Consider the following 12,624-nt stretch of genomic DNA (forward strand, 5'->3'; position numbering starts at 1 on the left):
GATGCCGGAGACACCCGTCCTGGTGACCGGAGCCGGTGGCGGTGTCGGCGGCGTGGGGCGTTCGGTGGTCGAGATGCTTCGCGAGCGCGACCTGCCGGTGCGGGCGATGGTCCACCACGACGACGAACGCGCCGACGCCCTGCGTGGGATGGGTGCGGAGGTGGTGGTCGGCGACCTTACCCGGCCCGACGACGTGGTGCGCGCGATCGACGGCGTCGCCCGGATGCTGTTCAGCATGAGCGTGTCGCTGTCCTACCTCGAGGCGACGGCGACCCTCGCCTCGGTCGCCCGCGCCGAGGGCTCCCTCGAGGTGCTGGTGAACATCTCCCAGATGACCGTGTCACAGATGTCCGCGGTGAGCACCGAGGAGTCCCACCAGCAGCGCCTGCACTACCTGTCCGAGCAGGTGCTGAACTGGTCCGGCCTCCCGGTCGTCCACGTCCGGCCCACGGCCTTTCTGGACAACCCCCTCTTCACCACGCTGGTCGCCCCGGCCATCGCCGACAACGGCACCCTCCCGCTTCCCTTCGGTAGCGGGCGCACCTCTCCCATCGCCGCGCGGGACGTCGCCCGGGTGGTCACCGCGGTCCTGCTCGACCCGGGTCCGCACCTGGGGAAGGTGTACGACCTGACCGGGCCACGGACTGAGGACATGAACGGCGTGGCGGCGGAGTACTCCCGGGCACTGGGCCGGAAGGTAACGTATGAGGACGTACCTCCCGGGCCCTGGACGGAGCAACTCGCCGCTCGCCACGGCCTGTCGCAACACCTGGTCGACCACATCGCCACCATGGCCCGGCTGCAGCGGGAGAACCGCTACGACCGGTCGACCCGCACGGTCGAGGAGATCACCGGAACTCCGGCCCAGTCGGTCGAGGAGTTCGTCGCCGAGCACGCCCAGATGTTCAACGGCTCGTCCCACTGACCTGCTGAGCGCTCACCTCGCCGGCGACGACGCCACGGACCAACAACACCGCGGCGGTCGCGGCGCAGGCGATCGCCCCGACCAGGCTGGCCAGGCCGAGTTCCCCGCGTACGGCGTAGGACGACACCGACGTCGCGATCACCCCGGTGCCCATACCGAAGGCGAACATGAGCGCGAGCCGCGCGTACGGCATCGGGACCACTGCCGCCGAGACGAGCACAGCCGACAACAGCAGGTCGGGAACCAGGAAGAGGTTGTCCGATCGCCAGGAGTCGTGCAGGAACAAGAACACGAACAGGCCGACTCCGACGACCGCCGCCATCACCCTGGCCGCGCGCAGAACCACCATGACCGGACTCCTCGTCGTCGAAGCCGCCGTAGCGGTGGACCAGCCGTTGGCTGAGGTCTCACCGCCATCAACGATCGACCTACCGGTCACGCTCCCGCGCGGTCAGGGTGAGGACTCCGTCACGTCCGCGACGCGCGCTCCAGCGCCGGCCGGTCGATGGTGATGCCGAGGCCCGGGGTCTCCGGAAGGACGAGCTCGCCGTCCACGAAGGAGATCCCGCCGAGGAACTCGTCCTGCCAGGGGCTCAGCCCGGCGTAGCTCTCCACGATGAGCCCGTTGTCGACCGCGGCCACCGCGTGCGCACCGACGTAGTGGTTGCCGTGCGGCGCCATCTCCAGATGGTGGGTCGAGGCGAGCGTCGCGATCCGGATCCACTCGGTCAGGCCGCCGCAGGTCTGCGGGTCGGCCTGGACGATGTCGACCGCGCGGCGTTCGATGAGATCACGGAATCCCCACCGGGTGTACTCGATCTCTCCGGTGGCGATGGGCATGGTCAGCTGTCCGACCAGGGCGGCCATCCCGGCATGGTCGTCGGGCCAACAGGGCTCCTCGAACCACGCGAGGTCGAACTCCTCGACCGCCCGGCCGAACCGCAACGCCTGCGAGGACGTCCAGGCGTTGTTCGCGTCGACCATCACCTTGACGTCCGGACCGACCGCCTCCCGAACGGCGGCGACGCGGCGGACGTCCTCCGGGATGTCGGCGCCACCGACCTTCATCTTCACCGCGCGGTAGCCGGCGGCGACGAAGCTCAGCATCTCCTCCGCGAGTTCGCCGGTGCCCTTGCCCTCCTCGTAGTAGCCGCCCGCGGAGTAGGCGGGCACGCGGGAACGGTAACCACCGAGCAGGCGGTAGACCGGCATGTCGAACGCCTTGCCGCGCAGATCCCACAGCGCGTTGTCGACCGAACCGATCGCGGAGATCGCGTCGCCCTTGACCACCGGCTTACGCCAGCCGGTGAACATCCGGTGCCAGATCCGGGTGAAGTCGCGCGGGTCCTGCCCGAGGAGGCGTTCCCGGATCGGCGCCGCGAACCGGGTGGCGCCCTCGGCGGACAGCGCCGTTCCGGAAAGGCCCTCGTCGGTGTGGACGTCGACCAGGGTGAGGCGCTTGTTCTCGGTGGTGAGGATGGAGTTGCGGAACGGCTTGGAGAGCTTTCCCAGGTCGTAGGTCGTGAAGGAAAGGTCGACGATCTTCACCGGGGCTGACCTCCGAGGTCGTGGCGTCGTGGGCGATGTGCGGGACCGGTCGTACGGCGTAGGTCGGACCTAGTCGAAGAAGTCGGCGTCCTCGGGGGAGAGGTACTTCCGCGCCGCCTCCGGGATGAGGTCCACACCCATGCCGGGCCGGTCCCACACCTCGATGAAGCCGTCCTGGACGATCGGGTCGGGCAGCCCCTCGACGATGTCGTACCACCAGTCGGGCTTGCCCACGGGGTACTCGAAGGCGATGTAGTTGTCGGGCAACGTCGCGCAGACCTGCACCAGGGCGGCCAGGCCGATCAGGCCGTCGCCCGTACCGTGCGGAGCCATCGAGATCCCGTGCAGGTCGGCGTACTCCGCGACCCACTTGAGTTCCGCGATGCCACCGACGTCGCAGGGGTCCGGACCCACCACGCGGACGGCCTGCGTCTCGATCAGCTCCACGAAGTTCTGCCGGAGGTAGATCTGCTCACCGGTGTGGATGGGGGTCGTCGACGCCCGGGTCACCTCGCGGTACTGCGCCGCGTTGACGTAGGGCACGTAGTCACCGGTCAGCATGTCCTCGAGCCACATCAGCGACATCGGCTCCACGGCCACAGCCAGCCGGATCGCGTCCTGGACGGTCCAGCCGGGCCCGAGGTCCAGGGCCAGCCCGATCTCGTCGCCGAGGACCTCCTTCATGGCCTGCACGCACTCCACGACGTGTCGTAGTCCGCGCTCGGTGAGCAGGCCACGGTGCGGGTGGGAGGGGCCACTGCGCGGCTCGCCGTAGAAGAAGTTCGGGACGGTGAGCGGCATGGTGCTGTGGAACGCCAGGGCCTGCTTGACGATGGTGAAGCCCTCCGAGGCGGCCCGCATCCTGGTCATCGCGGCCGCGTGGTCCTCCGGTGTCTGGCCCGTCATCGGCGTACGGACGGCACCGTTGTAGACCCGCACCCGGTCGCGCACCTTGCCGCCGAGCAACTTGTGAACGGGGAGCCCGGCAGCCTTGCCGGCGATGTCCCACAACGCCATCTCGATCGCCGACACCGCCGCGCCCCAGGGTTTGAACGCACCCAGTCGGCGGATCTTCAGCATGACGCGTTCGACGTCGGTCGGGTCCTCACCGACGATGAGGTCCTTGTAGAAGCCGACGACAGGTTTGTGGTGGGACTTGTTCGCCTCGATCGCGCCGTATCCGCAGATCCCTTCGTCGGTCACGACCCGCACCACGGGATGGCGGCCGAAAACGGCGCACTTCACGTCGGTGATCTTCATCGGCTTCCACTCGCTCCGTCTCCGCGCCGGCGCTCACGCACCGTGCCCTCGAGGTCGAATGCGTTGCGCTCACAGAGACAACCGCTCTGTCACCTCCGGATGGAACGATTCGGAAATTACAACCGGCCTGCTGGGGTGTCAACGTAAACGCCGTGCCGTGGCGAGGACCGGTTGGCCAGAACCGGCGGCGAAAAGGGGCCCGCCAATTCCGTGAGTCGTGCGATGAAAGCGGCGAGAAATGCGTTCGGAACTAACCGGAATTCCGTCGTGGCTCCTTCTTTCGTTCCTCTTCTTTCTCGCCGAATTCGCGGGCGAGTGGGAGACGACGGCGGTGCCATTCGACCGGATCGGTGTCGTGGTCGCGGCACTGCCGGCGCCGGTACCCCCCGGTCCGTCCCTGGCCCACGAACCGGTCGTAGATGATCGCGTGGGCGGGGGGATGTCAGGTAGCTTGCGATGGGCCGTGTGCACCGGGCGGCGTGGTACCCGACATGGAGGATGCGCGTGGACGTGCGAACCGAGACCCAGTTGCCCCACTCGACTCCGGAGGCGCAGGGCGTCCCGTCCTCCGCGATCCTCGACTTCGTGGCGGCCGTCGAGGATCAGATCGACGCGCTGCACGGCTTCGTGCTCGTCCGGCACGGCCACATCGTCGCGCAGGGAGCCTGGGCCCCGCACGGTGTCGACAGCCAGCGCACGATGTTCTCGCTGAGCAAGAGCTTCACCTCCAGCGGTGTCGGCCTGGCGGTCGCCGACGGCAGGCTGTCGGTCGACGACCCGGTGCTGAGCTTCTTCCCGGACGAGGCGCCCGAGCAGGTGAGTGAGAACCTCGCCAAGATGCGGGTACGGGACCTGCTCACCATGACCAGCGGGCACGACGCCGACACGCTCCCCGCGATCCACCGCGAGTCCGACACCAACTGGGCGCAGACGATCCTGGCGCAGCCCGTCGACCACGAGCCGGGCACGCACTTCGTCTACAACAGCGGCGCGAGCTACCTCCTCTCCACCATCGTGCAGCGGGTCACCGGGGAGAGGCTGCTCGACTACCTGCGCCCGCGCCTGCTCGAGCCGCTCGGCATCACCGACGCGACCTGGGAGACATGCCCGCGCGGGATCAACACCGGCGGCTGGGGACTCTCGATCCGGCTCAGCGAGGTCGCCCGGTTCGGCCAGATGTACCTGCAGGGAGGGGCGTGGCGCGGCCAGCAGGTCCTGCCGCGCGCCTGGGTCGCCGAGGCGACCGCCCGGCAGGTGAGCAACGACAACCGGACCGAGACCGACTGGCGGCAGGGATACGGCTACCAGTTCTGGCGGGCCCGGCACGGCGCCTACCGCGGCGACGGTGCGTTCGGCCAGTACTGCCTGGTCATGCCGGAGCAGGACGCCGTCCTCGCCATCATCAGCGGAGTCTCCAACATGCAGGCCGTCCTGGACCTCGTGTGGGAACACCTGCTCCCGGCGATGGGCGGCGCCGCCCTACCCGAGGACGGCGAGACGAACGTCCGCCTGCGAGGCCGACTGGACGCACTCGCCCTGCCCGGTCCGGCAGGTGAGCCGGCGTCCTCGGTGGCGGAGCGAATCTCCGGGACGAAGTACCACGTCCGCGCGGAGCAGCCGACCAACCAGCCGGCCCGCAGGGTCGGGCTGGCCGGTCGGCAGGTCGAGACGATCACCCTGGTGGCCGGACCCGAGGAGTACCGCCTCACGGTGGCGGACAACCTCGGCGTCCACGAGGTGGTCGCGGCGACGGACGAGTGGCGTCTTGGCGAGAGCTCTCTGCTGCGCGGCAGCGACGAACCGGTCGCCGCCCGGGCCGCCTGGACCGACGAGGGCACCTGCGCGATCAGGGTCGTCCTGTTGCGGGCGCCGTTCATCTTCACCCTCACGCTGGGATTCGAGGACGAACAGGTGACGCTGCGGGCGGCGGGCAACGTGTCCTTCGACGCCGCCGAACCGGTGTCCGTGGTCGGACACCGCGACTGACGCGCGCCGCGTACCTCGTCGGCCGCCGCATCCGGGCGCCGCATCCGGGCGTCGCATCCGCAGGGCAGGAGTCCTCGGGTGCGGCGCCCTGGTGCTGCCAGCGGCGTCTCGCCCGCGTCAGGCGGACTTCCTGCGGCCGGGTTGTTCGCGGGGGATGAGGGTGGGGTTGACGTTGTCGAGGACGACTTCGCGGGTGACGATGACGCGGGCTACGTCGTCGCGGCTGGGGACCTCGTACATGACGTTGAGGAGGACTTCTTCGATGATGGCGCGGGTGGCGCGGGCGCCGGTGCCTCGTAGGAGTGCTTGTTCGGCGATGGCTTCGACGGCGTCCTCGCTGAACTCCAGTTCGACCCCGTCGATCTCGAACAGTTTCTGGTACTGCTTGATCAGGGCGTTGCGGGGTTCGGACAGGATCCGCATCAGGGAGGGCCGATCCAGAGGCTGCACGGTCGCGATGACCGGGAGGCGGCCGACGAACTCCGGGATCAGCCCGAACTTCAGGAGGTCCTCGGGCATCACGTCGGCGAAGGTGTGTTCCTTCTCCCGGTCCTCCCGGGTGCGCACGCTGGCGCCGAAGCCGACGCCCTTCTTCCCGATGCGTTGTTCGATGATGCGTTCCAGCCCGGCGAAGGCGCCACCGACGATGAACAACACGTTGGTGGTGTCGATCTGGATGAACTCCTGGTGGGGGTGCTTACGCCCACCCTGGGGTGGCACGGAGGCGGTGGTGCCTTCCAGGATCTTCAACAACGCCTGCTGCACTCCCTCACCGGAGACGTCACGGGTGATGGAGGGGTTCTCACTCTTGCGGGCGATCTTGTCTACTTCGTCGATGTAGATGATCCCGGTCTCGGCCTTCTTCACGTCGTAGTCGGCCGCCTGGATCAGCTTCAGCAGGATGTTCTCCACGTCCTCACCGACGTAGCCCGCCTCGGTCAACGCGGTGGCGTCCGCGATCGCGAACGGCACGTTCAACATCTTCGCCAGCGTCTGCGCCAGGTAGGTCTTGCCACACCCGGTCGGCCCGATCAACAAGATGTTGGACTTCGCCAACTCCACCGGCTCGTCCTTGGCGTGACGGCCCGCGCCCGACAACCCCGCCTGCACCCGCTTGTAGTGGTTGTACACCGCCACCGACAACGCCTTCTTCGCCGGATCCTGCCCCACCACGTACTGATCCAGAAACTCAAAGATCTCCCGCGGCTTCGGCAACTCCGCCAAACCCACCTCAGAGGACTCGGCCAGCTCCTCCTCCTCGACGAGTTCGGTGCACAGCACCACGCACTCGTCGCAGATGTAGACACCGACCGGGCCCGCGATGAGCTTGCGAACCTGCTTCTGGTTCTTTCTGCAGAACGAGCACTTCAACAGGTCGCTGCCCTCACCGATGCGTGCCACCGCGAACTCCTCGACAGTCGTGCAGGGCCGAAGTCCCGCCGGGACCTCAGATGGAGCTGGAACCTCAGAGTGTGACGGGCAGGGACGGCAACCGCCAAGTCCCCGGGTCGGGAACGTGTCGCAACTCTCCCGGTGCGAGCGCCAGGGTGAGGTCCGGGTAGCGGCGGAGCAGGGCGGCGATCGCGACCTCGGTCTGGATCCGGGCCAGGGGAGCGCCGAGGCAGAAGTGCGGCCCGTGCGCGAAGCCCAGGTGCCCGGGAGGCCCGCCGGCGCGGGTGAGGTCGAGCCGGTCGGGGTCGTCGAACGTACGCGGATCGCGGTTGGCCGAGGCGATCGCGGCCGTGACCGGCTCACCGGTGCGGATCGGCGTGCCCTGGATCGAGACGTCCTCGCGCGCGTATCGGGGGATCGACAGCAGCACCGGTCCGCACCAGCGGATCAGTTCCTCGACGGCCCGTGGCATGAGCGTCGGGTCCGCGCGCAGCAGGGCGAGCTGCTCGGGATGGGTCAGCAGCGTCCCGACCGCGTTGGCGATGAGGTTGGTCGGTGTCTGACCGGCGAGGACGAGATGCCAGACGAGGGAGACCATCTCGCGGTCGCTGAGCCGGTCGCCGTCCTCGGCCCGCACCCGGACGAGGTCGGAGACCACGTCGTCGCCGGGCGTGTCGTGGCGGCGGGCGATCGCGGCCTTGGCGCCGGCCACGATGCCGGGCAACGCCACGGAGAAGCCTTCGCCCATGCCGGCCGCGACGGTGGCGCCGTACTCGCGCCACCGTGGCCGGTCGGCGAGGGGGATGCCGACCAGTTCGCAGATCACCTCCATCGGCAGCGGTCGGGCGAACCGCTCGAGCAGGTCGATCGGCCCGTCCTTGGCGTCCTCCGTCAGGTCGTCCAGGAGCCGTTCGACGATCGGTTCGATCCGGGGGCGGAAGTCAGCGGCCCGGCGCGGGCTGAACGCGGGGGCCACCAGCCGGCGCAGGCGCAGGTGCTCCGGTGGGCTGGCGTCCGACATGGTCCGCAGGTACGGCAGGCAGTCCTCCGGGATGCCCGGCGGCGGGGTGAAGCTGCCGGAGGTGATCTCGAGGCGGGAGTCGCCCAGCATCGCCCGTGCGTCGTCGTAGCGCATGACGACCCACACCGGGCCGAGGCCCGGGATCACGAGTCGCGCCAGCGGCGAGCGCTCCCGGATGGCGCCGTAGGCGGCGAACGGATCACGAAGGACCTCGGAGTCGGTCAGATCGATCTCCGGTACGTCGCTTCGGCCCTGGCTGACGCTTGTCATGCCCCCTCCACTTCGGGTGTCAGGTTCACATGGTGAAACCAGATGATGACGTCATCTCGATGGTGACGGTATCTTGATTCCGGCCGTACGTGCAACGACATCTGGAGGGGGACGATGAGACGGCTCACCCGAGCCGAGACGCAGGAGCGCAACCGCGCGAAGGTGCTCGCCGCCGCCCGGCAGGAGTTCACCGCCCGCGGCTTCCGCGACACCAAGATCGACGGCATCGCCGAGCGTGCCAAGCTCACCCGCGGCGCGGTCTACTCCAACTTCCCCGGCAAGCGGGCGCTGTACTTCGCGGTGCTGGCGCAGGACGCCGAGCGGGTGCCGGAGCCGGCGCCGCCGGAGCCGGGACTCACCGTCGGCGAGGCGCTCGGTGCTCTCGCCCGCGCCTGGGTCGCCCGCCTTCCGCTCGCCACGGCGGAGCAGGACACCGCGGTGCGGCTCGACATGGACCTGGTGGCCGAGGTCGTCGCCGACGAACGCACCCGCCGGCCGTACGCGCAACTCATGAAGCTCGACGCGATCCTGCTGGGGCTCGCACTGGAAGGGCTGAGCCCCTCCCGTGCGGGTGGCCGGCTGGTGGGGGTGGCGGAGGCCGCGCTCACCACCCTGCACGGCGCACGCCAGCTGGCCGCGCTCGCGCCCGGGTTCGTGGAACCCTTCAACATCGTGGCGGCCTGTGAGCAGTTGGCCGAACTCGACCTCGACGACACCTGGCAGCCGCCGCATCTCCCGCACGTCTCCGCGGCGCGACGCGTCGACGAGCCGTGGTCCCCGCCGACCGTCGTCGACGCCATCCGCGCCCAGCCCGTACAGCCCGGCGGTGACGGCGTGGTCGCGGTCCTCGGGCTCCACCGGATCGCCGCTGTCGAGGAGGCGCTGCGGGCGGCTCCGGCCGACGCCGACGTCACCGCCGCCCTCGTCACGAGCACGCCCGGCGAGCTGGCGCCACTGGCCCGCCTGACCGTCGCGGAGTTGCGTACCTGCCTGCTCGGCGCCTTTCCGTCCTCGGCGTGGCCGCGGCTACGCGTGGTGCTGGACGTCTCCGGCTCCCTCGCCGCGGCAGCGGGTGTGCCCGCCGTCAGTGACGCGACCGAGACCGCCGTCCGCGTCGCGGCGGGCCGGATCGTCGCCCGGGCCGAGGGCTGGGGCGCGTGTCACGCCGCGGCCTCGGTCCCGGGTTCGTAGCCGCGTGGCGCACAGTCTCGCGAGTTCGGCGGCTCAGTAGCGGACAGCGCTTTGCAGCAGGGGCGGATAGACGGTGGACGTCTCACCGTCGACGGTCGTGCCGGCGAACTGCAGCATCGCCCGGAGCGCGCCGTGCATCGGAGCCGGGTAGTCGAGCGTCGGTGCGGAGACCTCGTCGAGGACCCGGAGATGCTCCGGGTCCAGGGACACCTCCAGGGCCGCGAGGTTGTCCTCCAGGTGTTCCACCCGTCGCGCACCGAGGATGGGCACGACAGTTCCCTGCCGGGCACGCAGCCAGGCCAGCGAGACGGCCGCTGCGGAGGTGCCGAGTTCGGCGGCGATCGCGGCGACGGCCTCGATGACGGCGTACTCGTCCTCGCTGGGGCCGCCGACGAACGCCGCGCGGGCGGAGTCGCTGACCTGACGGCCGCGCCGGTACTTGCCGGACAGGAAGCCGTTCTTCAGCGGACTCCAGGGCACCAGCGCCAGGCCCTGGTCCAGCGCGAGCGGGGCGAGCTCACCCTCGACGGTGCGCGCCAGCAGCGAATACTCGACCTGCAACGCGATCAGCGGGGTCCAGCCTTTCAACAGCGCCGTCGTGTGCGCCTGGGCGGTGACCCAGGCAGGGGTGTTGGAGAAGCCGATGTAGCGGATCTTTCCGGCGCGGACAAGATCGTCGAGGGTGCGTAGCGTCTCCTCGATCGGGGTGTGGCGATCCCAGTTGTGCAACCAGTACAGGTCGAGGTAGTCGGTGCGAAGGCGCCGCAGGGTCTCCTCGAGCTGAGCGCTGATCGAACCGCGGCCCGCGCCGCCACCGTTGGGATCACCGGGAAAGAGGTTGGTGAAGAACTTCGACGCCAGCACCACCCGCTCGCGCCGTGCGGGACGCGCGGCGAAGAAGTCCCCGAGGATCCGCTCCGAATGGCCGTTGGTGTAGAAGTTCGCGGTGTCGATGAAGTTCCCGCCCCGGTCCAGGTAGGAATCGAGAATCCGCTCCGACTCCGGCACGCCGCACCCGGCGCCTCCCGGATCCTCTCCGAAGGTCATCGCACCGAGTGCGAACGGGCTTACCCGCAGGCCGGATCGGCCGAGCGTGACGTAGTGATCGAGTGGCATGAACCCACCTCCGGTAGGACGGACTGGTCCCTACCCATGCAAGCGCGAACGCGGCGGCTGGGGTAGACCGATCCACGCGGGCTCTTGCACGATCCTCTCGGGTCCGCCCCGATCAGACTTGCCGAGCCCGGCCAGGGATGGTTCCGTGAAGGCTGTGCGCGCCTCCTCCGACCTCCTCGACGAGATCCGTGCCCTCATCGTGAGTCACGCTCGCCCCGACCTGACGACCTCCGTCGACGGGCTGCTGCTGTCCCGGGTCGACACCTCGACACCGGACTACTCGCTGACCGAGCCGCTGCTCGTCGTCATGGCCCAGGGCCGCAAGCGCCTCCTGCTCGGCGAGCGGGTCTACGAGTACCGGGCCGGGCAGTGCCTTGTCGTGACGGCCGATCTGCCCGTCACGGGCCACTTCGTCGGGGCCACTCCCCGAAAGCCCGCTCTGGGGCTGGGGCTGGTGCTTCGCCCGGCCACCATCGCCCCGCTGCTGCTCGAAGCCCCGACACATCGGTGGCCCCGCGCCACGACCGGACTGCCCGCGATCGCCACCGGCCAAGCCGGACCGGACCTGCTCGACGCCCTGGCACGGATGCTGCGACTGCTCGACCACCCCACCGACGCGCGGGTCCTCGCCCCGCTGGTCGAGCGGGAAGTCCTCTGGCGGCTGCTCACCGGCCCGCACGGCGGCCTGGTCCGACAGATCGGCCTGGCCGACAGCAATCTGACCCACATCAGCCGGGCGATCCGTTGGATCCGCGACAACTACGCCGAACCCCTCCGCATCGAGGACCTCGCTCGGCTGGCCGCGATGAGCACGTCCGCGTTCCACCGGCACTTCCGTGCCGTCACCGCGTTGAGCCCGCTGCAGTTCCAGAAACGCATCCGGCTGCAGGAGGCCCGCGCGCTGCTGGTGGCCCGATCCGGCGATGTCGCCGGAGTCGGGCACCGGGTCGGCTACGACAATCCCTCGCAGTTCACCCGCGAGTACCGCCGTCTCTTCGGCGCCCCACCGGGCCGGGACGCCGCTCGGCTGCGCGCCGTCGAGGCACCGCGTGGCGTGCGTCAGTTGCCCTGAGCCGTTGCCGTGAGCCGGCGCAGCTCCACCGCGTCGTGCGCGGAGAACACGGTGACGTCGGTGTCGCGGGCGAGTTCGCGGAGCCGCCGCTGGTTCTCGACGCGTAGCTCGGCGACGGTCTGGGCCCGGTTCTCGAAGAGCGCCAGGCCGGGTGGACAGTGCGGACGGGACGGGTCGAGCTCCCCACGGAAGAAGTAGGCGTCACCGGCGTGGAGTTGCCAGCCGGCACCGGTGTCGATCGCGACGCCGGCGTGGCCGCGGGTGTGTCCGGCCAACGGAACCAGGAGGATCTCTGGTGGCAGGCCCTTCAGACCGCGTACGGCGTCGAAGCCGAACCATTTCTCACCGACGTCGGCGTACGAACTCCACCGCGGGTCGTGCGCGAACTGGACGGCGCGGTAGCGGGTGCGTTCGGCGTCGTCGCGTGGCGACCGCAGCGCGCGCAGCTCCTCGGCGTACACGTGCACCGTCGCGTGGGGGAAGTCGACGAGCCCACCGGCATGGTCGAGGTCGAGGTGGGTGAGCACGACGTGTCGTACGTCCTCGAGGTCGTGGCCCAGTCGTCTCACCTGTTCCGCGGCGGTCTCCGCGAGGCTGGTGCGGACGCCGGTCAGCCGGACGAACTGGTCGCCGAGTCACTCGCCGGGCCGTTCGACGCTGGGCGAACCCATGCCGGTGTCGACGAGGACCAGCTCGTCCCCGGTCTCGACCAGCAGGCAGTGGCAGACGAGTTCGGCGCGGTGCAGGAAGCCACCCCGGCCGTCGATCAGCCGGCCGCCGAGTGGCCGCATCGTTCCGCAGTTGAGGTGATGGACCCGCATCAGATCTCGCCCTCCAGGGTGG

General features: G+C 69.7%; 12 protein-coding genes. 4 read left to right on the forward strand and 8 right to left on the reverse strand.

The features are described 5' to 3' along the window. Position 1: 1 nt before the first annotated feature. Positions 2–925, forward strand: coding sequence for an NAD(P)H-binding protein (locus HEB94_RS16355; protein ID WP_192750692.1), 924 nt, complete (start codon positions 2–4; stop codon positions 923–925). On the opposite strand, the gene HEB94_RS16360 is transcribed toward HEB94_RS16355, so the two are convergent. The 3 genes from HEB94_RS16360 to HEB94_RS16370 all read right to left on the reverse strand — a co-directional run bounded on the left by HEB94_RS16360 (position 906) and on the right by HEB94_RS16370 (position 3,733). Then, positions 906–1,274, reverse strand: coding sequence for a hypothetical protein (locus HEB94_RS16360; RefSeq protein WP_192750693.1), 369 nt, complete (start codon positions 1,272–1,274; stop codon positions 906–908). The genes HEB94_RS16355 and HEB94_RS16360 overlap by 20 nt on opposite strands. A gap of 119 nt (positions 1,275–1,393) precedes the next feature. Next, complete coding sequence (locus tag HEB94_RS16365) at positions 1,394–2,473, reverse strand: enolase C-terminal domain-like protein (RefSeq protein WP_192750694.1); 1,080 nt, start codon at positions 2,471–2,473, stop codon at positions 1,394–1,396. A gap of 69 nt (positions 2,474–2,542) precedes the next feature. Further along, positions 2,543–3,733, reverse strand: a complete 1,191-nt coding sequence (locus tag HEB94_RS16370; RefSeq protein WP_192750695.1) for a mandelate racemase/muconate lactonizing enzyme family protein — start codon at positions 3,731–3,733, stop codon at positions 2,543–2,545. Positions 3,734–4,237: 504 nt separating this feature from the next. Here HEB94_RS16370 and HEB94_RS16375 point away from each other — a divergent pair. After that, positions 4,238–5,719 (forward strand): serine hydrolase, encoded by a 1,482-nt coding sequence (locus HEB94_RS16375; RefSeq protein ID WP_192750696.1) that lies wholly within the window; start codon positions 4,238–4,240, stop codon positions 5,717–5,719. Between the two features lie 117 nt (positions 5,720–5,836). Here HEB94_RS16375 and clpX read toward each other — a convergent pair whose 3' ends face one another. After that, positions 5,837–7,120, reverse strand: a complete 1,284-nt coding sequence (clpX, locus tag HEB94_RS16380) for an ATP-dependent Clp protease ATP-binding subunit ClpX (protein WP_192750697.1) — start codon at positions 7,118–7,120, stop codon at positions 5,837–5,839. Positions 7,121–7,184: 64 nt separating this feature from the next. Then, positions 7,185–8,402, reverse strand: coding sequence for a cytochrome P450 family protein (locus tag HEB94_RS16385; RefSeq protein ID WP_192750698.1), 1,218 nt, complete (start codon positions 8,400–8,402; stop codon positions 7,185–7,187). Positions 8,403–8,516: 114 nt separating this feature from the next. Here HEB94_RS16385 and HEB94_RS16390 point away from each other — a divergent pair, with 114 nt between their 5' ends. Then, entirely contained in the window at positions 8,517–9,593 is a 1,077-nt protein-coding gene (locus HEB94_RS16390) for a TetR/AcrR family transcriptional regulator (protein WP_192750699.1), read from the forward strand. A 33-nt stretch (positions 9,594–9,626) separates the two neighbouring features. Here the strand turns inward: HEB94_RS16390 and HEB94_RS16395 are convergent, their stop codons facing one another. Further along, positions 9,627–10,709: an aldo/keto reductase gene (locus HEB94_RS16395; protein WP_192750700.1), complete on the reverse strand. Its 1,083-nt coding sequence runs from the start codon at positions 10,707–10,709 to the stop codon at positions 9,627–9,629. Positions 10,710–10,854: 145 nt separating this feature from the next. On the opposite strand from HEB94_RS16395, the gene HEB94_RS16400 reads away from it, so the two are divergent. Then, positions 10,855–11,781, forward strand: a complete 927-nt coding sequence (locus HEB94_RS16400; RefSeq protein ID WP_337917725.1) for an AraC family transcriptional regulator — start codon at positions 10,855–10,857, stop codon at positions 11,779–11,781. On the opposite strand, the gene HEB94_RS16405 is transcribed toward HEB94_RS16400, so the two are convergent. Together HEB94_RS16405 and HEB94_RS50640 are read right to left on the reverse strand one after the other, a co-directional pair. Beyond that, positions 11,769–12,350 carry an MBL fold metallo-hydrolase gene (locus HEB94_RS16405; RefSeq protein ID WP_337917727.1) on the reverse strand — a complete coding sequence of 194 codons (582 nt, stop codon included), beginning with the start codon at positions 12,348–12,350 and terminating at the stop codon, positions 11,769–11,771. The genes HEB94_RS16400 and HEB94_RS16405 overlap by 13 nt on opposite strands. Before the next feature lie 66 nt (positions 12,351–12,416). Next, positions 12,417–12,602, reverse strand: coding sequence for a hypothetical protein (locus HEB94_RS50640; protein WP_238361544.1), 186 nt, complete (start codon positions 12,600–12,602; stop codon positions 12,417–12,419). Positions 12,603–12,624 lie beyond the last annotated feature (22 nt).

It is taken from the genome of Actinopolymorpha pittospori (assembly GCF_014873875.1).
Taxonomy (GTDB): Bacteria; Actinomycetota; Actinomycetes; order Propionibacteriales; family Actinopolymorphaceae; genus Actinopolymorpha; species Actinopolymorpha pittospori.